Raw genomic sequence first — 20,115 nt, 5'->3', positions numbered from 1 at the left:
TCTCTCCTCCTTTCGGAGCTACGGGGCGTGCCGGGCCGCTGGACGTGTCCAGCGGCCCGGCCGGGTCGGGATGCCCGGGACGGGCGGTGGAACCGCTCAGTCGGTAAGCGACTCGGTGGTGCCGTCCCACTGGACGACGACGCCCGGGACCCGCATGTCGTTGCCCTCGAAGGTGATGTCGCCCATGGCGCCGGTGAAGCCCTCCTCGGCGACCTGGGTCAGGCCCTCCTGGATGCCCTCGCGCGAGGAGTCGCCGGAGGCCTTGATCGCGCGGGCGAGCCACCAGGTGCCGTCGTAGCCCTCGGCGGCGTACGGGTCGGGCTCCTCGCCGAACTTCTCCTGGAAGGCGGTCGCGAAGGCCTGCGCCTCCGGGTGGTCCATCGCGGTGGAGTAGTCGACGGGGTACATCAGCCCGTGCGCGGCGGCACCGGCGGCCGAGACGTTGCCGGCGGCCTGCACCGAGGTGGCCATGACCTGCTTGTCGTAGCCGGCCTGGCGCAGCTGGCCCAGCGCGGTGACCGACTGGGGCGCGATGAGCAGCATGACGACGGCGTCCGGGTCGGACTTGGCGATCGACTGGGTCTGGCCGGTGAAGTCCTGCGTGGTCGACTGGACCGAGTCGGAGGAGACGATCTCGATGCCGTTCTCCTCGGCGAGCTCGGGCACGACGTCCTCGCCCAGCTCGGCGAAGGTCGCGAAGGTCGCGTTGTAGAGCACGGAGACCGTCTTGACCCCGTCGTCGGCGAGCTTCTTCATCGCGATGTCGTAGTAGGCCTGCATCGGCGCGGTGGCGCGGAAGGTCCAGTCGCCGATGACGACGCCCTCGGAGCCCGACTGCGTGAAGATGGTGGGCACCTTCTGGCGCTCGACCAGCGGCGCGACACTCGCGGCCTGGGCACCCTGCGTGGGGCCGAGGATCGCCACGACGTCGCGGTCGGACATGGCCTTGGTCATCTCGCTGGACGCGCGCTCGATCTCGCCGGCGCTGTCGACCTCGTCGACGACGAGCTTCACGCCGTCGCCGAGGAAGCCGGAGGAGTTGATCTCCTCGACCGCGAGCTCGGTGCCCTTGGCGCCACCGAGGCCGGCGTACGCCACCGGGCCGGTGTGGTCGCGGACCGCCACCACCTTGATCTCGTCGGCGATGCCGCCGTCGCCGCCGCTCCCGGAGCTGCTGCCTCCGCAGGCGGCCGTGCTGAGCAGCGCGGTGGCCGCCAGCGAGGCGAGCACCGTCCTGCGGATCCGAGTTCCACGCATGAGTTTCCTCCAGCTGTTGGTTGTTCCTGCTGGTCCGACGAGCGCGGACCACCGAGAGGTCTGGGTCAGGAGATGGACTTGCCGGACAGCTCGTGTCCGACCAGGTAGGCGAGGGTCAGGCCCCGCCCCAGCGCGATCCCCGAGTTGTACGCCGTGCCGGTGGTCGTCAGCGCCGCCACCGACCCGGCGGCGTACAGGCCGTCGATCGGCGCGCCGGCCTCGTCCAGCACGTGGCCGTCACCGTCGATGCGGACGCCCGAGGTGCCGATGCCGGTCCCGACGAAACGGAGCCGGATGCCGTGGAACGGCGCGCGCTCGATCGGGCCGAGCACCGGCGACGGCCGGTTCTCCGGGTCGCCGGCGAACTTGTTGACGTAGTCGACGGTGCCGCGGCCGAAGTCGGGGTCCTCGCCCCGGGCGGCGTTCGCGCTGAAGCGCTCGGCCGTGCGGGTGAGCTGCTCGCCGTCGATGCCCAGCTGCTCGCCGAGCTTGGCCAGCGTCAACGCGGAGGACACCCAGCCCTCGGGGTACTCGCCGCCGGGCGGGGTGGCCGCCAGGCCGTACTTCGCGCGGTGCTGGTCGTCCCAGACCAGGAAGAACGGCAGGTGGGAGTCGTCGGGGTCGAGGGTCTTGCGGCAGATGTCGACCCAGTAGGAGTCGTTGCAGTACCGGTTGCCGTGCCGGTCGACGATCATCGAGTGCGGCATGGCGTACTCCGGGCCGTAGCCGAAGCCGGTGCCGACCTCGGAGCGCCAGCCGGGCAGGATCGGGGTCGCGTTCGCCGGGATCCGGGCGAGCTGGCCGCCCACCTGGCGGGCCAGCTTGATCCCGTCGCCGCGCAGCGTCTCGGGGGCCACCGAGCCCCAGTCGTCGGCGGAGAGCCCGAGTACCTCCTCGACCAGGTCCGGGTCCCAGTCGTAGGTGCTGGTCGCCAGCACCACGGGACCGCGCAGCTCGACCTGGCCGGCCGGGGTGTCGGCGCGCAGCCCGACGACGGCGTCGCCGTCGCGGACCAGCTCGACCACCCGGTGCTCGGTGCGGATCTCGATCGAGGCCTCGCGCAGCACCCGGGCCAGGAAGCTGGCCACCACGCCGGTGCCGTACGTCAGCGGGTCCGCGTCCGCGGCCCGGTCGAACCGCGTGCCGTCGGAGAGACCGAAGGCGGGCAGGCCGGCGTGGGAGCGCTTGACCGCGTCCTGCTCGTCGCCGCTGTCGTCGACGTACGTCGCCCGCCGACCCTTGCCGAGCAGCTCGGCGTAGGTGGTCCCGACGGGGAAGTACGGGCTGTAGCGGAGCCGCTCGCGCCACTCCCCCAGCACCGAGCCGTCGATGACCTCGTTGGTCAGGTAGCGCCCCTGCGGGAGCGCGCCGTCCGCCTCGTTGTGGTAGTCGGCGAGGCCGGGGATGACCGTCCAGCGGATGGCGTCGTTGTCCTCGAAGAAGCGCATCGCGTCCGGCGCGGTGTCGATCCAGCGCAGCAGTGCCTGCTCGTCGAGGACCTCGGGGGCCAGGTGCGAGGCCACGTCGCGGATGTAGGTCTCGGTGAGCGCCTTCGAGTCGCCCGCGATGCCCTCGCGGTCGGCGACGTGGTTGGCGCCGCACCACACCTGCCCGCCGGAGTACGCCGCGGCGCCCCCGACGAGGTCGGCCGCCTCGAGCACGATCACCGGGCGTCCGGCCAGGGAGCAGGTCAGCGCCGTCGCCAGTCCGGACAGCCCTGCACCGACCACCAGGACCGGGTTCTCGGCACCGAGCTCGCTCATCGTTTCCACGCTCCTGTCGGACGGGTGTCGGAGGTCACATCAACTAGGACAAGAGTGAATATGATGATCAAGGATCGTGTCAACCGGTTGAACCGGATGATTCGCATGGATTGGCAAAATCGCCCCGCTCCTCGTCCGCCGGACCGGCACGCGGGCGCGCCGACGGACCCGAGGTCACGTCGGGCGTGACCTCGGGTCCGTGACCACGGGCTCGGAGCGGCTCAGACCTGGACGTCGAACCTCGGGGCGGGAAGCGTCTTGATGACGTCGAGCAGGCGCGCCGGGACCGGCGTCTTTGCGAAGTCGCCCGGCGTGCGGGCGGCGAAGGACATCTGCCCCTTCGTGACCAGCTCGCCGTCGCGGGTGAACTCCATGCCCACGACGTACGAGCTCGTGCCGATCCGGTCGGCGACCAGCTGGCACTCGACCACGTCGAAGACCTCGACCGTGTCGACGTACCGGCAGCCGGAGCTGATCCCGACGGTGACGATCCCGAGGTCGTCGACCATCTGGCCGCTGCGGATGCCGTGCGCGTGCAACCAGGTGGAGTAGCAGCGCTCCATCCACCGGTAGTAGATGCTGAAGTAGGCGATGCCCACCGTGTCGGTGTCCCCGTAGGCCAGCTGGAACTGCAGGCGCCCCGCGGCCGGTTCGTGGGTCAGGTTCACGCGTCGTTCTCCTGGGTCGGTTCGGGATCGACGAGCACCTCGGCGGTGCCCGCCAGGGCGACGGCCCCACCGAGGACGGTGAGGGAGACGTCGCAGGTCGCGATCGTGCCGCGCTCGTCGGCACGGACCTCGGTCACCGTGCCCTCCGCACGGACCCGGTCACCCGCGAGGACGTTGCCCAGGAAGCGCACCTGGAACGACAGGATCCGGTCGCGGCCTCCCGCCCAGCGGGCCAGCATGGTCTGCAGGTAGCCCATGTTGAGCGGGCCCTGGTTGACCGGACGCGGGTCCAGGCCGAGCTCCTCCAGCAGCCGGGAGTCGAAGTGGATCCGGTTGGGGTCGCCCAGCAGGGCAGCCATCACCTTCATCTTCTCCGGGTCGACGTCCAGCTCGTGGGGCGGGACCACGGTGCCGACGGCGACCGGCGCGCTCATGCCGCTCCCCTGCGGGGGAAGACGATCGAGTTGTAGCAGTTCGCCACGTGGGTCCCCTCCTGGTGAAGGTCGAGCTCGTAGCCGACGATGTCGAAGGCGCCGGCCCGGCGGCCGACCTTGCGGACGACCGAGACCACGCGGCCCGAGACGGCGTACGTCGCCCCGGCCTCGAGCGGGCGGTGCAGCGTCGTGCGGTGCTCCCCGAACATCGGGCCGTCGTCGGCCGACGCGTCGAACCAGGCGAACAGGTCGTCCCAGGTCATGCCCATGCCGCCGACGCCGGCCATCCAGGCCAGCACCGGGTGGGGCGTGGTCTCCCACGGGTCGTCGAGGAGCGTGTCGGCGACCAGCCAGCAGCGCCAGACGTCGAGCGAGTAGCTGCCCCCCGGGAACTCCCGTCCGACCCGGTCGCCGTAGTCGGTCTCAGACATTGCGCTCCTGATTCTCCCAGAACGGCCGGCGCAGCTCCCGCTTCAGGATCTTGCCGGTCGGCGCCTTGGGCAGCTCGGTCACGAACTCGACCGACCGCGGCTTCTGGTAGCTCGCCAGCTGGCTCTTCGCCTGGTCGATGATCTGCTGCTCGGTGGCCTCCTGGCCCGGCTTCAGCACGACGAACCCCTTGACGGTCTCGCCCCACTCCTCGTCCGGTACGCCGATGACCGCGACCTCCAGGACGGCGGGGTGCGACGCGATCGCCTCCTCGACCTGGACGGAGTAGATGTTCTCCCCGCCCGAGATGATCATGTCCTTGGCGCGGTCGACGATGTAGACGTAGCTCTCGGAGTCCCAGGTGGCGACGTCGCCGGTCCACATCCAGCCGTCCCGCAGCGTCCGCGCCGTGAGGTCGGGACGGTTCAGGTAGCCGGACATGTTGGCGGGGCTCTTGACCACGATCTCGCCGGGGGTCATGCCGTCGCGCGGGACCTCGTTGCCGTCCAGGTCGACGACCCGGACCTGCGTCACGAAGCCCTCCCGCCCGCAGGAGCGCAGCCGCTCGGGGTGGATGCCCCGGACGGCGTCGAGGTGGTCCTCCTGGGAGAGGAACGTCATCGTCGTGCCCTCGGTCTGCCCGTAGCCCTGGATCAGGGTGCACGGGAAGGAGTCGAGGGCCTGGCGCACGATGTTGGACGGCATCGGGCCGCCGCCGTACTGGATGTTGCGCAGGCTGGAGAGGTCGTAGCCGGCGAAGTTCTCCTGCGCCATCATCCAGTTCAGCATCGTGGTGACGCCGAGGAAGGCGGAGACCTTCTCGTTCTCGATCAGGTCGAGGGCGAGCTTGGGCTCGAAGTTCATCAGCACGAGCGGGCACCCGTGCTTCATGTAGTTCATCGCGAGCACGACGGGGATGTGGTACATCTGCCCGGTCAGCATGTAGACGTCGTCGGGCACGATCCGCTCGGCCACGGTCTGGTTGAGCATGCCGGCAGCCGCGCTGCGGTGCGTGTGCAGGGCGCCCTTGGACTCGCCGGTGGTGCCGCCGGTGTAGAGCAGGAAGAACGGGTCGTCGTCCGCGATCAGCGAGCTGGTCGCGATCTCCAGGGTCGACGACCGCTGGATCAGGTCGTCCAGGGTGCCGTCGGACGACTCCCCGAACTCCAGCCAGTGCGGTACGTCGACGGAGCGCTTGATGTCCTCGAGCGCGTCACGGAACTCGGCCTGGCCGATCACGACCTTGGGGGCGGCGTCCTTGACGACGGACTGCAGCGCCGGACCGGCGAGGCGCCAGTTCAGCGGCTGAGTCACGAGACCCGCCCGGCCGGCGGCGAAGTAGAGCGCCTGGAACTCCACGCAGTTGCGGGAGAGCATGGCGACCCGGTCGCCCTTCTCCAGGCCGAGCCCGAGCAGCCCGTTGGCGAGGCGCCGGACCAGCTCGTCGAATTCCGCCCAGGTCACGCGCCGGTCGTTCGGCGCGTCGTACACGGCCTGCCGCTGCGGCGTCAGGGACGCCCACTTGGCAGGGATGAGCCCTTGGTTCATCAGTACGCCTTGTCGAGGTCGAGGTGCAGGGTCCGGAAGCGCAGCACGCCGGCGTCCTCGACGATCGTCGAGGAGTACACGCCGGCGGAGAGCAGGGAGATCGCCCCGTCCTCCGTGGCCACGAGGGTCAGGTAGTGGGTCGTCTTCGTGACCCCGTCCGCCTCGCCCTCGACGATGAGGTTGGAGTTGATGTGCCGACGCTGGTCGGTCTGCGTGGCCAGCGAGTCGCCCATCAGCTTCATGATCGCGTCACGGGACTCGAAGGCGATCCGGTCGCCTCCGGCGACCACGAGGGAGAAGACCGCGTCCTCGGTGAAGAGGCCGGCCATGGTCTCCAGGTCGCCGCTGTCGTAGCAGAGCGAGTAGGTGTTGGCGAGATTCTCGATGGCGGAGCGTTCGGGCATACGGGCCTCCTCACACGGGTTCGCATCCGACCGCGAACCTATTGCTGCGTATTGTGCGCATGGTTTGGGTCACATGTCCACCATCACACCGCAGCCACGGACCTCCCGCAGCGATAGCCGAAGACCATCGCCGGCCCGAGGGTGCCGCCCGCGCCGCCGTAGACCATCCCCGTGGGCGCGGCCATCGCGTTGCCGACGGCCCACAGGCCGGGGATGGGAGCGCCCTCGACGTCGAGCACCTCGCAGTCCACGGTGGTACGGGGGCCACCCTTGGTGCCGAGGCTGCTGGAGTGGATCGGCGCGGCGAAGTACGGCGCCCGGTCGATCCGGCCGAGGGTGGACATCGTCCCGGGGTAGAGGTCCCGGTCGCCGCACCACCCGTCGTACGCCGAGTCGCCGCGGCCGTGGTCGTCGTCGCGTCCGCGGTCGCTGAGCTCGTTCCACCGGTCGACGGTGGAGCGCAGCGCGCCCGGGGGTACGCCGATCCGCCCGGCGAGCTCCTCGAGCGTGTCCGCCCGGTCGAGCCAGTCCGGGGCCGGGCCGCCCGGCGGGACGCCGTAGCCGCCGTAGGAGTCCAGGAAGCCCTGGTCGAAGACGATCCAGGCGGGCTGGTTCTCGTAGGCGAAGCGCGTCGGGTGGAAGACGTGGAAGGCCGCGCCGAGGGCGTTGTAGTTGGCGGCCTCGTTGGTGAACCGCCGACCCTCGTCGTTGACCATGATGGTGCGCGGCAGGGTGCGCTCGCGCTGGACCAGCTGGATCCCGTGGCCGGAGTACTGCTCGCCCTCGAAGCCGGGGATGGCGACGACCGGGACCCACCACGCCTCGCGCATCACCCCGAGCCCGGCGCCGACCCGCATCGCCATCCGCAGACCGTCCCCGGTGTTGCTCGGGGCACCGGGCGAGTGGCTGAGCGGACCGCGCAGGAACGCGGCGACCAGCTCCGGGTCGCGCTCGAACCCGCCGGTGGCCAGCACGACCCCGCGCCGGGCGCCGACCCGGGTGCCGTCGGCGAACTCGACGCCGACGACCCGACCGTCCTCGGTGACCAGGCGCGTCGCCTCGGCCCCCGTCTCCACCCGGACGCCGTGGTCGAGCAGGCCCTTGAACAGCGCACCGAGCAGCCCGCGGCCCAGACCTTCGAGGCGCTGCGCGGCTCGACGCTCGTCCTCCTCGGGGGTGAGGAAGCCGGTCCCACCCCCGACCGGCGTCTCGGCGACGTACATGGAGCGCCGTACGCCGAGGAACCGGTCCGCCCACTCCCCCAGCTCGTCGAAGGAGAAGAGCGTCGGCTCGGTCGAGCGCCCGCCGCCGGGCTTCCCGCCGGGGAACTCCGGGTGGTAGTCCGGGTAGCCGGGGACCAGCCGCATCCGCAGCGGCGTGCGCTCCTCGGTCCACTCGAGCATCTCGTCGACGGTGGAGACGAACGCGTCGGTGAACTCCGGCCGGATCAGGCCGTTGGACAGCGCGGTGAGGTAGTCGCGCGCCTCGTCCGGAGAGTCGGAGACCCCGTGCTCGGCCTGGTAGCGGTTGGCCGGCAGCCAGGCGACACCGCTCGAGAGCGCGGTCGTGCCACCGAGCACGCCGGCCTTCTCGAAGAGCGCGACGTCGGCACCCTGGTCCGCGGCGACGAGGGCCGACATCATGCCGGCGCAGCCGCTGCCCAGCACCACGACGTCGTGGGTCCGGTCGAAGCTCGGCCCGGCGGCCATCACGTCGCCTGGTGGTAGTGGGCGCGCAGCCAGCCCAGGTCTCCCCCGGCGAGCACGGAGGGCCAGTCGGCCGGGCGCGGCTCGCCGTACACGAGGCTGCGGTCGGCCGTCGGCAGGGTGGCGGCGTAGGCGGCCACCGGCAGGTAGTACATGTACGACATCACCCGCTCGCGGATCCGCCAGCCGCGCGCGGTCCGCTGGTAGGCGTCGTGGTAGCGGAGTGCGACGAGGAGGGTCTCGCCGTTGCGCACCACCTCCGCGTGACCGCTGACCAGGCCGTGCGCCCGGTCCGGGTCGTCGTCCTCGAACCGCGAGATCGACGAGTGCACGAAGTGGTTCGTCGCCCCGAGGACGGCGAACCGGCCGGCGTACGCCTCCTCGATCGCCGCCAGGCCGTGCGCGTCGAAGACCCCGTCGGCCGAGCCGAGCCGCGCGTCGTCGGTGAACAGCGTCGGCAGGCCGACCAGGTCGCGCTCGTCCATGACGAAGCCGTAGAGCGCGACCAGGTCCGCGATCTGCTGCTTGTCCTCGATCCGCCGCAGCCGGTCCTCGAGGTCGCGGGTCATCGCACGGCATCCTCGGTCTGGCGCGGCCCGAAGGAGTTCATCGCCAGCGGCGCGAGGGAGTCGACGAACGCCGTGCGCACGACGGCGATCCGCTTGGCGGCGATCTTCCACCGCTCGGCGGTGCGGACCATGTCGTCGCTGTAGCGGCCCCACACGAAGCGGGCCTCCCCCGACGCGTGGGTCGTGATCGCCAGGAAGCACGAGTCGACCCGGACCACCCGAGCGTCGCCATCGGCCGGCAGCTCGCGGGCCTCGACGTTGGTCACCATGTGGTGCGCGACCTGGACGTCGGAGGCGGCGAACTTCCGGTAGAGGTTCAGGAACTGCTCGGCCCCGCGGCTCTCGCCGTCCTGGCGCGCGAGGACCACGTCGGGGACCACGATCTCGGCCAGGCCGTCGATGTCCTTGGCGTCGACCAGCCGCTGGTACTCGTGCAGCAGCGCCTGCGCGGCGTGCTGCCTCTCGAGCTCGGCCAGGAGCTGTGCGTCGTTCGTCATCGCTGGTCTCCGATCAGTAGCTGCGCGGCAGGCCGAGGACGTGCTCGGCGACGTAGTTGAGGACCATCTCCTGGCTGATCGGCGCGATCCGGTTCAGCCGGGACTCCCGGAAGTACCGCTCGACGTGGTACTCGCGGGCGTAGCCGTAGCCGCCGTGCACGTTGATCGCGACGTCGGCGGCGTTGAAGCCGGCCTCGCTGGCCAGGAACTTCGCCTCGTTGGCCTCGCGGCCGCACGGGACGTCGTTGTCGACCATCCACGCGGCCTTCTCGCAGATGGCGGTCGCGGCATCCAGGCGGATCCGCGCCTCGGCGAGCTGCCCGGCGATGAGCTGGTTCTGGCCGATCGGGCGACCGAAGACCACGCGCTCGTTGGCGTAGTTGACCGCCCGGCGCAGCGCCGCCTCGCCGAGCCCGAGGGCCGCGTTGGCCGAGATGACGCGCTCGGCGTTGAGGCCGCCCAGGATGACCTTGAAGCCCTCGCCGACCTCGCCGATGACGTCCTCGTCGGCGACGAAGAGGTCGTCGATGAACAGCTCGTTGGTGTCGACGGCGTTGCGGCCGAGCTTGGGGATCTCGCGGATCTTGACGTGCTCGGGGTCCAGGGTCGCGAACATCAGCGTCAGGCCGCGGTGCGCCTTGCCCTCGCGCGGCGAGGTGCGCACGAGCAGGAACATCCGCTCCGCCTCCTGCGCCTTGGTGATCCACACCTTCTTGCCGGTCACCAGCCAGCCGCCGTCGACCTTGCGGGCCGCAGTCTGGAGGTTGAGCGTGTCGGTGCCGGCGTCCGGCTCGGTCACGGCGAAGGAGACGTGCAGGTCGCCGGAGACCGCGCGCGGGAGGAACCGCTGCTTCAGGCTCTCGCTGCCGTGCCGGATCAGGGGCTCGAAGCCGAAGATCCCGATGTGCACGGCCGAGCAGCCGGCCATGCCCGCCCCGGAGGCGGAGATCTCGCGCTCGACGATCGCGGCCTCGGTCACGCCGAGCCCGCCCCCGCCGTACTCCTCGGGGATGCTCAGGCCGAGCCAGCCCGCCTCGGCGACGGCGTTGTAGAAGTCCCAGGGGAACTCGTGGGACTCGTCGTGCTCCATCCAGTACGTGTCGTCGAACTTGGAGCACATGGCCCGGACGGCCTCACGGATGGCCTCGTGGGTCTCGTCCACTGCGAAGTCCATGGATCCTCCTGGTCTCTCTGGTCGCTCGGAGAGGCTCGACCAGCGTCGACCTCAGTTGCTTATCATAGTTATCATTGAGTGGCGCGGATGTCACCCCCTGGTCCGGGGACTGGCCGGCCCGGCGGACCAGCTCCATCGCGGCCACGGTCAGTCCGGCCATGGCGAGCCAGGCCCAGTCCCGCCCCCCGTGCGTGGACAGCACGCCGAAGCCCATCGGCCCGACCGCGGACCCCAACCCGCTGCCGACCTGCAGCACTCCGCTGGCCGACCCCGGACGGGAGGTACGCCGGACCACCGCGAGCAGGAGCAGCGCCGGCCAGGTCCACGCCGCGACCAGGCCGAGGATCACTCCCCCGGCGACCAGCCAGCGGCGTACCCCGGGCATCGACGCGCCGGCGTCGACCCCGAAGAGCCCGACCCCGACCAGCGCGAGCGCGAGCACGGCCAGCCCCATCACGACGTACAGCAGGCGGAGGTCGTCCACGGGCCGGGAGTCGAGGTAGCCGCCCGACAGCAGGCGCACGAGCACCGCGGCCAGGCTGCCCGCGGACACCACCGCGGCCGCCTCGACGCCACTCAGGCCCGTGGAGACGAGCGTGAGGACGGCGAAGCCCGTCAGGGTCGCGACCGAGAGCGTGCCGAGTCCCGCGGCCGCCACGACCGGCACGGTGCGCAGGGGCGCCACCACAGGGTCGCCCTCGGCCGCGCGGGCCGGACGCCCGCGAGGCCCGGCCTCGCCGGAGCGTCGCGCCGCCGCACCGGCGACGCGCATGCAGCCGAGGGCCGCCAGCACCGCGAGCGGCAGCACCGCACCGAGCGCCATCGACCACCGCCAGCCGTGCTGGCTCGCGACCACCGGGAGCGACGCACCGGCCACCGCCATCAGCAGCGGCGGTGCGCACTGCTTGAACCCGAGCACGGAGGCCCGGCGCCGCAGCGGGGCCATCCGCACCACGAGCAGGTTGCTGGTGGGCGAGCAGAGTGCGTAGCCCACCCCGGCGAGCATCATCACGACGACCAGAGCCGGCCAGGAGTCGACGAGGATCGCCGCACCCACCAGGCAGCCACCTGTGACGACCGCACCCAGGGCCGCCACGCTGGGCCAGCCGCGGACGTCCGCGGCACGTCCGGCCACGGGCGCGGCGAGGGCCGTGACCGCCCAGAACGCCGAGACGGCGAGACCGAGCCCGGTCTCGCCGAACTCCAGGTCGGTCGACAGCTCGACCGACAGCAGCCCCACCAGCGTCGGGACGACGATCGCCGTGCCGAGCAGCACCAGCGCGAGCATGGCCACGACCCAGGTCGGGGCCCGCCAACTGGCGCCGGCGGTCACTCCACGATGCTCAGCGCGATCTCCGGGCAGGAGTCGACACCCAGGGCGGCGGCGTCCTCGAGCTCCTCGGGAACGTCACCGTCGAACTTCACGATGACCTGACCCTCGTCGACGGTCACGTCGTACACGTCGGGAGCAGACATGCGGCACAGCCCGTGCCCCTGGCACTTGTCGAGATCGGCGACAATCTTCATCGAGACGCTCCTTGCTGGATGGACTGCTTTCTCCGGGACAGGCCCACCTTCTCGTGCCCGAGCCCTCGGGATCTTCACGCATCCCTTGACTCTTCCCTCGGTATAACTATTATCATGATCTGGCTCACCAGGGAAGCCCGCGCCGAGGAGGATGCATGTCTGAGAAGTCCCGTTGTCCCGTGGTCCACTTCGACCACCACTCGGCCGAGCACGCGGGCGACCACGTGGGGGTCTACCGCAAGCTGCGCGACGAGTCGCCGGTGGCGTGGACGGAGGCGCACGGGGGCTACTGGGTGATCTCGAACTACGCCGCGCTGTTCCAGGCCTCGCGCGACGACGACCTGTTCTCCTCCGCCCGCCACGACGAGTACGGCGGCCCCGGGCTGTCGGTCACGATCCCCAAGGCCCCGACGGCGTTCCACATCCCGATCGAGCTCGACCCGCCGGACTTCCGCCCCTACCGCAAGGCGGTCAACCAGGTCACGGCACCGGCGGCGGTCGAGAACCTCGACGAGGTCATCAAGCACTACGTCACCGGCTTCATCGACTCGATCATCGAGAAGGGCGAGGCGGACCTCGCGATCGTGGCCTCGGTGCCCGCAGCGGTGACCATCGACTGGCTGGGCCTGGACCCCTCGGAGTACCAGAACTACGTCGACGGCATGCACACCCTGGTCTCCGCGGCGCCCGGCTCGCCGGAGTACGTGCACGCCGCCGAGGTCGCCGTGCCGTGGGTCAGCCGCACCGTGCGCGAGCACATCGCCCACCGCCGCGAGCACCCCACCGACGACGCGACCACCCACTTCATCAACGTCGAGGTCGACGGCCGCCGGATGGACGACGACGAGGTCTACTCGATCCTCGAGCTCGTCATCTCCGGCGGCGTCGGCACCACCGCGTCCCTGGTCACGCAGTCCCTGGTGTGGCTCTACCAGAACCCCGACCAGCGTCAGCGCCTCATCGACGACCCCTCGATGGTCGACATCGCGGTCGAGGAGTTCCTCCGGGTCTTCTCCCCCACCCAGGCCCTCGCCCGCACGATCATGGAGGACACCGAGTTCCAGGGCTGCCCGGTCCGCAAGGGCGACCGCGCCCTGCTCGCCTGGGCATCGGCGAACCGCGACCCCGAGCAGTTCGAGAACCCCGACGAGGTCGACATCACCCGCTGGCCGAACCGGCACGTGGCCTTCGGCCTGGGCATCCACCGCTGCGCCGGCTCGCACCTGGGCAAGGCGATGGCCCGCGAGATGATCCGTCAGGTCCTCGCGCGGATGGGCGACTACGTCGTCGACCTCGACAAGCTCGTCACCTACCCCGACCAGGGCACCAACGCCGGCTTCCACTCGATCCCGGTCACGTTCACCCCCGGCGAGCGGCTGCTGGGCGAGACCCCGCTGTTCGGCGAGCACTACACCAAGGCCGGGGTCTGAGCGTGGGCGACCGGGCCGGCCTGGACCTCGAGCACGGGCACCTCGTGGTGGTCGGCGGTGGCCTCGCCACCGTCCGGGTCGTCACGACCCTGCGGCGCAAGAAGTTCCGCGGCCCCGTCACCGTGCTGTGCGCCGAGCAGGACGCGGCGTACGACCGGCCCCCGCTCTCCAAGGACGTGCTCGCCGGCGACGCCGACACCGCGCCGCTGCCGTTCGACGTCACGAAGCTCGAGGTCGACCTCCGGCTCGGCACCCGGGCGGCCGCCCTGCGCAGCACCCCCGACGGCGGGACCGTGGTCACGGAGGCCGGCGAGGAGATCGCGTACGACGCCCTCCTGCTCGCCACCGGCGCGGAGCCGGTCCGGCTCCCGGGCGACGGCGAACAGCTCACGCTGCGCACCCTCCCCGAGGCCCTGGCGCTGCGCGAGCGGCTCACCCCCGGAGCCCGGGTCGTGATCATCGGAGCCAGCTGGATCGGGGCGGAGGTCGCCACGGCGGCCCACCGCGCCGGCTGCGAGGTCACCTGCGTCGAGTACGGCCCGCAGCCGCTCGCCGGCGCGCTCGGCGCCGAGGTCGGTGCCGCGACGCTCCCCTGGTGGGCCGGCATCACGCTGCTCACCGACACCGCTGTCGCGCGCGTCGAGAGCGACGGCGTACACCTCGCGGATGGCCGGGTCCTGCCCGCGGACCTCGTGGTCACCGGGGTCGGCGTCCGGCCCGACCTGGCGTGGCTCGCGGGGAGCGGGCTGGCCACCGGTCGAGGGATCCTCACCGACGACCGGTGCCGGACCAACCTCCCCGGCGTGCTGGCGGTCGGCGACGTCGCCCAGCGCTGGAGCGAGCGCACCGGCGCGCACCGCCTGATCGAGCACTGGGACGACGCCAGCATGGTCGCGACGGCGGCCGTCGCCAGCCTGCTGACGCCCGACGCAGGGCCGTCGTACGACCCGGTCCCGTACTTCTGGTCCGACCAGTTCGGCCGCAAGCTCCAGTACGTCGGCGCGCACGAGGACGGCGACGACGTCGAGGTCCGGCTCGGCGACGACGGGTCGCTGGCCCGCGCCGCGTGGAGCCGCGACGGTGTCCTGACGGCCTGGCTCGGCGTCGACGCGACCAAGGACGTGGTGAAGGCCCGGGCCGCGGTCGGCGGCCCCGCCTCGGCCGTGGACTAGGGCCGAATGGAGCCCCGGACCGCGGCCCCCTCCCCCGACCCGACCCGTCTGGCCCCGTGGGCGGCGATCTGCCTGATCGTCGCGATCGGCGTCAACGTGCGCGCGATCTTCGGGGCGACGCCGCCCCTCGTGCCGCTCATCAGCGACGACCTCGGCATCAGCGCGACCACCGCGAGCCTGCTCACCGCCATGCCGGTGCTGGCCATGGGGCTGTGCGCACCGTTCGGGCACGCCCTGTCGCGCCGGTACGGCGGCGACGCGGCGATGCTGGTGCTCTTCGTGCTGCTCGGCCTGGCCGAGCTGTCCCGGCCCCTGATCGACTCCCCCGTCCCGCTCGTGATCACCGCGGGTCTGATCGGCGGCGCGCTCGGCGCGCTGTCGACGCTGGTGCCGGCGTTCATCGCCCACCACCTGCCCCGCCTGCGCGGACTGGCCACCGGCATCTACTCCACCTCGATGGCCCTGGGCGTGGGCCTGGCCGCGGGGACCGCCCAGCCGCTGACCGACGCCCTCGGCGACTGGCGGCTGACGCTGTCGATCTGGGGGGTCACGGCGCTCCTCCTCGTCGCCGCCCTGCTCGTCGCCCGCGCGCGCGGCGCTCGGCTTCCCGCCCACGCCGGACCCAGCGTCCGGGTGCGGCTGCCGCTGCGGGAGGGCCGGGCCTGGTTCCTCACCGCGATCTCCAGCGTGGCGATGGTCCTCGGGTTCGGGGTGATCGCCTGGCTGCCCAGCCTCTTCATCGAGGCCGGCATCGCGCCCGCGACGGCCGCCGCCTACCTGGTCGTCTTCCAGACCATCCAGATCGTCTCGATCCTGTCCCTGGCGCCGCTCACCGACCGCATCGACGGACGACGGGGCGTGTTCGCCACGGTGATGCTGACCTCGACCGCGGGCCTCGTGCTGCTCGTCGTGGATCCGTCGGGGATGGCGATCCCCGGTGCGCTGCTCGCCGGGTTCGGCATCGGCGGGATCAGCTCCCTGGCCCTGGTGAAGGTCCACGACGAGGCACGCGACGCCGCCGACGCCACCCGCCTCAGCGCGATGGCGATGCTCTTCTCCTTCACCGCCGGCGCCCTCAGCCCCCTGCTGGTCGGCGCCCTGCAGGACTGGAGCGGCAGCCTCCGGCCGGGCTTCACGGTGATGCTCGGCGTCAGCGTGGCCAGCCTGCTGCTGCTCGTCCGCATGCGCCCCGCGCACCCGGCGCGCGACACCGTCCACCCGGACCCGGAGCGCGCCGTACCCACGCCCCTTCCCTAGCTGTCCCACGTGCCGCGGCGCAGCGCCGTACGGCACCCCCACCGAGAGGAGACCCACCATGCCCGGAATGTGGTTCGAGGAGTTCGAGGCCGGCCAGGAGTTCAAGCACCCCTGGAGCCGGACCGTCACCGAGATGGACAACATCCTGTTCACCTCGATCACCATGAACCCCGCGCCGATCCATCTCGACGCCGAGTACATGTCGACCCAGCCCCACGGCCAGCGGCTGATGAACAGCCTGTACACCGCCGGCCTGATCGGCGGGATGATCGTCTACGACCTCACCATGGGCACGACGCTCGGCAACCTGGGCTACACGAAGTTCGACTTCCCGAACCCGGTCTTCCACGGCGACACGATCCGCGCCGAGAGCACCATCCTCGGCAAGCGGGAGTCCAAGAGCCGGACCGACTCGGGCATCGTGAACTTCGAGCACCGCGGATACAACCAGCGCGACGAGCTCGTGCACATCGCCCACCGCGCGGGCCTGATGCTCAAGCGGCCCACGGACGCCTGACGACCTGCTCCGGACATGACAGAAGGGCCGCCCGAACCGGGCGGCCCTTCTGTCGTTGCCGAGTCGTTGCCGTGGTTCAGGCGGAACGGCCGGCGAGGACGCTCTCCTCGAAGCCGATGCTCTCCAGGTCGCGCAGCGGCGCCACGACCTCGCGTCCGACGCGCTCGAGGTACGCCTCGGTCTGCTCCGCGTCCATCCCGGGCCAGTGCGGCCGGACGAGCAGCGGGCCGATGGGCAGCCGCGCCGCGATGTCGCGGATCTGCTCGCGCACCTGCTCGCCGGTACCGAGCAGGACGTGGTCCTTGACGTTCTCCAGGAAGTCGCTCTCGACCCGCTCGCGGTCGAGCAGCTGCATCCCCTGGCCGGCGTACGACACGTACTTGACGCGGGCGACGTCCGCGAACGACGTGAGCGCGTCCTCGAAGGAGTCCCCGAGCTGGAGCTCGCGGCGCAGCGGGAACTTGTTGAGCGGGAGCTCGTGCTGGAGGCGCTCGTCGACGTACGCGCCGATCAGCTCCTCGACCTGCTCGATCGTCTGCTGCGGGGTGATCGTCCAGACGTCGCCGTGCCGCGCGGCGCGGCGTACGCCGGTCTCCTTCATCGCACCCAGCCAGATCGGCGGCCGCGGCTGCTGGACCGGACGCAGGTGGGTGGGCCGGTCCTCGATGTCGAAGAACTTCCCGTGGTGCGTGACCCGGTCGGAGGTCCAGAGCTTGGTCATCACCTCGATGAGCTCCTCGAGCAGCGAGTAGCGCTGCTTGAAGGGCTTGTCGAAGACCTCGTACTCGTGCGGCAGGTAGCCGGTGCCGATGCCGACCACCAGCTTGCCGCGGGTGATCACGTCCAGCGTCGCCAGGTCCTCGGCGAGCTGCACCGGGTGCTGCACCGGACCGACCAGGACGGTCGTCCCGATCCGGACGTGGTCGTCGAGCTCCGCGGCGAGACGGGCCAGCAGCGGGATCGGCTGGAACCAGCGGAAGCCGTCGTACAGGTAGTGCTGACCGATGGTCAGGTAGGTGAACCCCGCCTTCTGCGCGGCCTCGACCTTGCGCAACATCAGGTCGAGGTGCTCGGTGGGCGAGACCGAGACCGGCTGGTCGCCCATCAGGATGCCGAACTCCATGCGTGTTTCTCCTCTGCGCCGTCGCCGGCTGGGTGGGTCGTTACTTCGCCGTCAGGCCGCCGTCGACCGGGATGGTGACCCCGGTGACGAAGCTCGACATGTCGCTGGCCAGGAAGAGCGCCACCTGGGCGATCTCCTCCGGCTGCGCGGCGCGGCCCAGCGGGATCTGGGCGAAGAACGCCGCCTTCCGCTTCTCGGTCTCCTCCGGGCTGGCCCGGAAGAAGGCGGGCAGGCCGGGGGTCTCGACCGAGCCCGGCGCGATGGCGTTGACGCGGATCCCGTCGGGAGCGAGCGCGAGGGCCATCGAGCGCACCAGGGCGATCACGCCGCCCTTGGTGAAGGAGTACATCGGGCTGAACGGCGAGCCCACCAGGCCCGAGGTGGAGCTGGTGAAGATCACCGAAGCGTTGTCGGCGGCCTTGAGCGCGTCCGTCAGGTAGCCGGAGAGGAAGAAGCTGGCGCGGGCGTTGATCTCGATGCCCGTGTCCCACTCCTCCACCTGCATGTCCAGGCCGGCCGCGCCGGGGATACCGACGTTGTTGTAGAGGACGTCGAGCCTGCCGTGCTCGGCGGTGACCTGCTCGGCCAGCGCCTTGAGGGCGTCGAGGTCGCGTACGTCAACGACGCACGCCGTCGCGGAGCCGCCGGCGGACCGGATCCCCTCGACGACCTCCTTCGCCGCCTCCGCGTTCATGTCGACGACGTAGACGTGGGCGCCGTGGGCGGCGAACGTCTCGGAGCCGGAGCGTCCCATTCCCGAAGCGCCGGCGGTGACCAGCGCGACCTTGTTCTCGAGCAGCATGTGGTGTGGTGCCTTTCCTTCAGTTCGGCGCGTTCCGGACGGACGACTCGGGTGCGATCACGTGCCCGGCGGGCGGGTGATGCCGGCGAGGGCGTACTGGATGTGCTTGACCTCGAAGAACTCGGCGTACCCGTCCTCGCCGAGCTCGCGGCCCACGCCGCTGCGGCCGGGGCCGCCCCACGGCGCGTCCGGGCGCATGCCCGAGCCGCCGTTGACGGTGACCGTGCCGGCGCGGATCCGGCGGGCGACCGCGATCGCCTCGTCGAGCGGGCCGAAGACGTTGGACGCCAGGCCGTAGCGGGTGTTGTTGGCCAGCTCGACGGCGTGGTCGACGTCGCGGTAGCCGAAGACCATGGCGATCGGGGCGAAGAACTCGGTGTCGGCGAGCGGGTCGTCCGGGTCGACGCCGCGCAGCACGCCGGGACGCAGGTACGACCCCTCGTCGAGGCCCTCGGGACGGCCGCCGCCGGCACCCCAGGTCGCGCCGCGGGCCAGCAGCTCCTCGACCCAGCCCTCGACCCGGGCGCGGTGCGCCTCGGAGATGACCGGTCCGACGACGCTGGCCTCGTCCTGCGGGTCGCCCACGACGACGCCGGCGATGAACTCGTCGGCCAGGCGGCAGAACTCGTCGACCTGATCCTCGGGGACGAGGATGCGGCTCCAGGCCGCACATCCCTGACCGGCGTTGCGGGCGAAGCGCAGGATCGACGCGCCGACGGTGGCGGCGAGGTCGGCGCTGGGGAGGATGACGTTGGGGCTCTTGCCGCCGAGCTCGAGGACGGCCTTGCTGAGCGAGCCGAGCGCGCCCTGGGCCATCACCTGGGCGCCGACGGCGTCGGAGCCGGTGAACGACACCAGGTCGACGTCCGGGTGGCCGGTGAGGTGGATCCCGACCTCGGGACCACCGACGACCAGGTTGACGACACCCTCGGGCAGGCCGACCTCGTCGAGGAGCTCGATGATCCGCAGGGTGCTCCACATGCCCTGGGGCGACGGGAGCACCACGGCCGTGCAGCCGCTCGCGATCGCGCCGCCGAGCTTCCAGACCAGGAGGTTCAGCGGGTAGTTGTACGCCGGGAGGCAGGCGACGACGCCGACGGGCTCGTAGCGCAGCAGGCTGCCGGACGCGACGGGGGTGTCGTAGTGGCCGAGGGCCTGCTCGTAGCCGCCGCGCGGACCGCGGACCGCCATCTGGGCGTACCAGCGCAGCACCTCGATCGGCCCGCCGACCTGCATGCTGCGGCACGCGGCGATCGGGGTCCCGACCTCCGAGGCGATGAGGCGGGCGAGCGGCTCCATCTCGCGCTGGAGGATGTCGGCGAAGCGGTTGAGCGCGTCGGCACGCTGCTGGGGACCCCAACTGCGCCACTCGTCCGAGCGGAAGGCACGCTGGGCGGAGGCCACGGCGGCGTCGACCTGCTCCACGGAGCTGGTGACGACCTCGCCGAGCGGCGATCCGGTCGACGGGTCCGACGAGACCAGGGAGGCACCCGAGGCCCCGTCGATCCACCGGGAGTCGATGTAGGTGCTCGTGCTCCGCTTCTCCACTGACATCACGTCTCCTGACAAGATTTGCTCGTGCCCCCGGGGGCACCCCGACCCCAAGACCATAGCAATGATGAACATGAACTGGAACACCTTGCGTTATTTATGTTTATGATTCATAGCAATAGTGGCCCGAGGTCCGAGGAGTGCGCGTGTCCAAGCAGGTGAAGCAGCTCGATCGGGTGATCATCCGGTTCGCGGGTGACTCTGGTGACGGGATGCAGTTGACGGGTGACCGGTTCACCTCGGAGTCGGCGGTGTTCGGCAATGATCTGATGACGCTGCCGAACTTC

The 20,115-nt window shown here is 71.2% G+C and carries 20 protein-coding genes; 4 read left to right on the top strand and 16 right to left on the bottom strand.

Features of this window, described 5'->3' with window-relative positions; translation table 11 throughout:
* Positions 1-96 precede the first annotated feature (96 nt).
* The 13 genes from VMF51_RS24335 to VMF51_RS24275 all read right to left on the bottom strand — a co-directional run bounded on the left by VMF51_RS24335 (position 97) and on the right by VMF51_RS24275 (position 11,976).
* Positions 97-1,257 carry an ABC transporter substrate-binding protein gene (locus tag VMF51_RS24335; RefSeq protein WP_325477078.1) on the bottom strand — a complete coding sequence of 387 codons (1,161 nt, stop codon included), beginning with the start codon at positions 1,255-1,257 and terminating at the stop codon, positions 97-99.
* 65 nt (positions 1,258-1,322) lie between these two features.
* Complete coding sequence (locus VMF51_RS24330) at positions 1,323-3,020, bottom strand: FAD-dependent oxidoreductase (RefSeq protein WP_325477077.1); 1,698 nt, start codon at positions 3,018-3,020, stop codon at positions 1,323-1,325.
* 221 nt (positions 3,021-3,241) lie between these two features.
* The gene (locus tag VMF51_RS24325) at positions 3,242-3,688 is read right to left on the bottom strand and encodes an acyl-CoA thioesterase (protein WP_325477076.1); all 447 of its coding nucleotides are present in this window, start codon (positions 3,686-3,688) and stop codon (positions 3,242-3,244) included.
* Complete coding sequence (locus VMF51_RS24320; RefSeq protein WP_325477075.1) at positions 3,685-4,122, bottom strand: MaoC family dehydratase; 438 nt, start codon at positions 4,120-4,122, stop codon at positions 3,685-3,687. Before VMF51_RS24320 ends, VMF51_RS24325 begins: the two co-directional genes overlap by 4 nt.
* Positions 4,119-4,553, bottom strand: a complete 435-nt coding sequence (locus VMF51_RS24315; protein WP_325477074.1) for a hypothetical protein — start codon at positions 4,551-4,553, stop codon at positions 4,119-4,121. The genes VMF51_RS24320 and VMF51_RS24315 overlap by 4 nt, the downstream gene beginning before the upstream one ends.
* A complete protein-coding gene (locus VMF51_RS24310) occupies positions 4,546-6,099 on the bottom strand; it encodes an AMP-binding protein (RefSeq protein ID WP_325477073.1) in 1,554 nt (517 codons plus the stop codon). Before VMF51_RS24310 ends, VMF51_RS24315 begins: the two co-directional genes overlap by 8 nt.
* Positions 6,099-6,503, bottom strand: coding sequence for a nuclear transport factor 2 family protein (locus VMF51_RS24305; RefSeq protein ID WP_325477072.1), 405 nt, complete (start codon positions 6,501-6,503; stop codon positions 6,099-6,101). The genes VMF51_RS24310 and VMF51_RS24305 overlap by 1 nt, the downstream gene beginning before the upstream one ends.
* An 83-nt stretch (positions 6,504-6,586) precedes the next feature.
* Positions 6,587-8,212, bottom strand: a complete 1,626-nt coding sequence (locus tag VMF51_RS24300) for an FAD-dependent oxidoreductase (RefSeq protein WP_325477071.1) — start codon at positions 8,210-8,212, stop codon at positions 6,587-6,589.
* A complete protein-coding gene (locus tag VMF51_RS24295; RefSeq protein ID WP_325477070.1) occupies positions 8,212-8,778 on the bottom strand; it encodes a nuclear transport factor 2 family protein in 567 nt (188 codons plus the stop codon). Before VMF51_RS24295 ends, VMF51_RS24300 begins: the two co-directional genes overlap by 1 nt.
* A complete protein-coding gene (locus tag VMF51_RS24290; RefSeq protein WP_325477069.1) occupies positions 8,775-9,275 on the bottom strand; it encodes a nuclear transport factor 2 family protein in 501 nt (166 codons plus the stop codon). Before VMF51_RS24290 ends, VMF51_RS24295 begins: the two co-directional genes overlap by 4 nt.
* A 13-nt stretch (positions 9,276-9,288) precedes the next feature.
* The gene (locus VMF51_RS24285; protein WP_325477068.1) at positions 9,289-10,449 is read right to left on the bottom strand and encodes an acyl-CoA dehydrogenase family protein; all 1,161 of its coding nucleotides are present in this window, start codon (positions 10,447-10,449) and stop codon (positions 9,289-9,291) included.
* Positions 10,409-11,782, bottom strand: coding sequence for an MFS transporter (locus tag VMF51_RS24280; RefSeq protein WP_325477067.1), 1,374 nt, complete (start codon positions 11,780-11,782; stop codon positions 10,409-10,411). The genes VMF51_RS24285 and VMF51_RS24280 overlap by 41 nt, the downstream gene beginning before the upstream one ends.
* Positions 11,779-11,976 (bottom strand): ferredoxin, encoded by a 198-nt coding sequence (locus VMF51_RS24275; RefSeq protein ID WP_325477066.1) that lies wholly within the window; start codon positions 11,974-11,976, stop codon positions 11,779-11,781. Before VMF51_RS24275 ends, VMF51_RS24280 begins: the two co-directional genes overlap by 4 nt.
* Positions 11,977-12,131: 155 nt before the next feature.
* On the opposite strand from VMF51_RS24275, the gene VMF51_RS24270 reads away from it, so the two are divergent.
* Genes VMF51_RS24270 through VMF51_RS24255 form a run of 4 tightly spaced genes read left to right on the top strand, consistent with a single transcriptional unit; the run spans position 12,132 to position 16,352 of the window.
* Entirely contained in the window at positions 12,132-13,406 is a 1,275-nt protein-coding gene (locus VMF51_RS24270) for a cytochrome P450 (RefSeq protein WP_325477065.1), read from the top strand.
* A gap of 2 nt (positions 13,407-13,408) precedes the next feature.
* Positions 13,409-14,578 carry an NAD(P)/FAD-dependent oxidoreductase gene (locus VMF51_RS24265; protein ID WP_325477064.1) on the top strand — a complete coding sequence of 390 codons (1,170 nt, stop codon included), beginning with the start codon at positions 13,409-13,411 and terminating at the stop codon, positions 14,576-14,578.
* Positions 14,579-14,584: 6 nt separating this feature from the next.
* Positions 14,585-15,835, top strand: coding sequence for a CynX/NimT family MFS transporter (locus VMF51_RS24260; RefSeq protein WP_325477063.1), 1,251 nt, complete (start codon positions 14,585-14,587; stop codon positions 15,833-15,835).
* A gap of 58 nt (positions 15,836-15,893) precedes the next feature.
* Positions 15,894-16,352 carry a MaoC family dehydratase gene (locus VMF51_RS24255; protein WP_325477062.1) on the top strand — a complete coding sequence of 153 codons (459 nt, stop codon included), beginning with the start codon at positions 15,894-15,896 and terminating at the stop codon, positions 16,350-16,352.
* Between the two features lie 76 nt (positions 16,353-16,428).
* On the opposite strand, the gene VMF51_RS24250 is transcribed toward VMF51_RS24255, so the two are convergent.
* Genes VMF51_RS24250 through VMF51_RS24240 form a run of 3 tightly spaced genes read right to left on the bottom strand, consistent with a single transcriptional unit; the run spans position 16,429 to position 19,831 of the window.
* Positions 16,429-17,475, bottom strand: a complete 1,047-nt coding sequence (locus VMF51_RS24250) for an LLM class flavin-dependent oxidoreductase (RefSeq protein WP_325477061.1) — start codon at positions 17,473-17,475, stop codon at positions 16,429-16,431.
* Between the two features lie 40 nt (positions 17,476-17,515).
* The gene (locus VMF51_RS24245) at positions 17,516-18,277 is read right to left on the bottom strand and encodes an SDR family NAD(P)-dependent oxidoreductase (protein WP_325477060.1); all 762 of its coding nucleotides are present in this window, start codon (positions 18,275-18,277) and stop codon (positions 17,516-17,518) included.
* Between the two features lie 57 nt (positions 18,278-18,334).
* A complete protein-coding gene (locus tag VMF51_RS24240) occupies positions 18,335-19,831 on the bottom strand; it encodes an aldehyde dehydrogenase family protein (protein WP_325477059.1) in 1,497 nt (498 codons plus the stop codon).
* Positions 19,832-20,115 lie beyond the last annotated feature (284 nt).

The sequence above is a fragment of the Nocardioides sp. genome, from assembly GCF_035503875.1.
Lineage (GTDB): Bacteria > Actinomycetota > Actinomycetes > Propionibacteriales > Nocardioidaceae > Nocardioides.
Note: the sequence above shows the minus strand (reverse complement) of the source record. Positions and strands in the feature narration are given on the sequence as shown.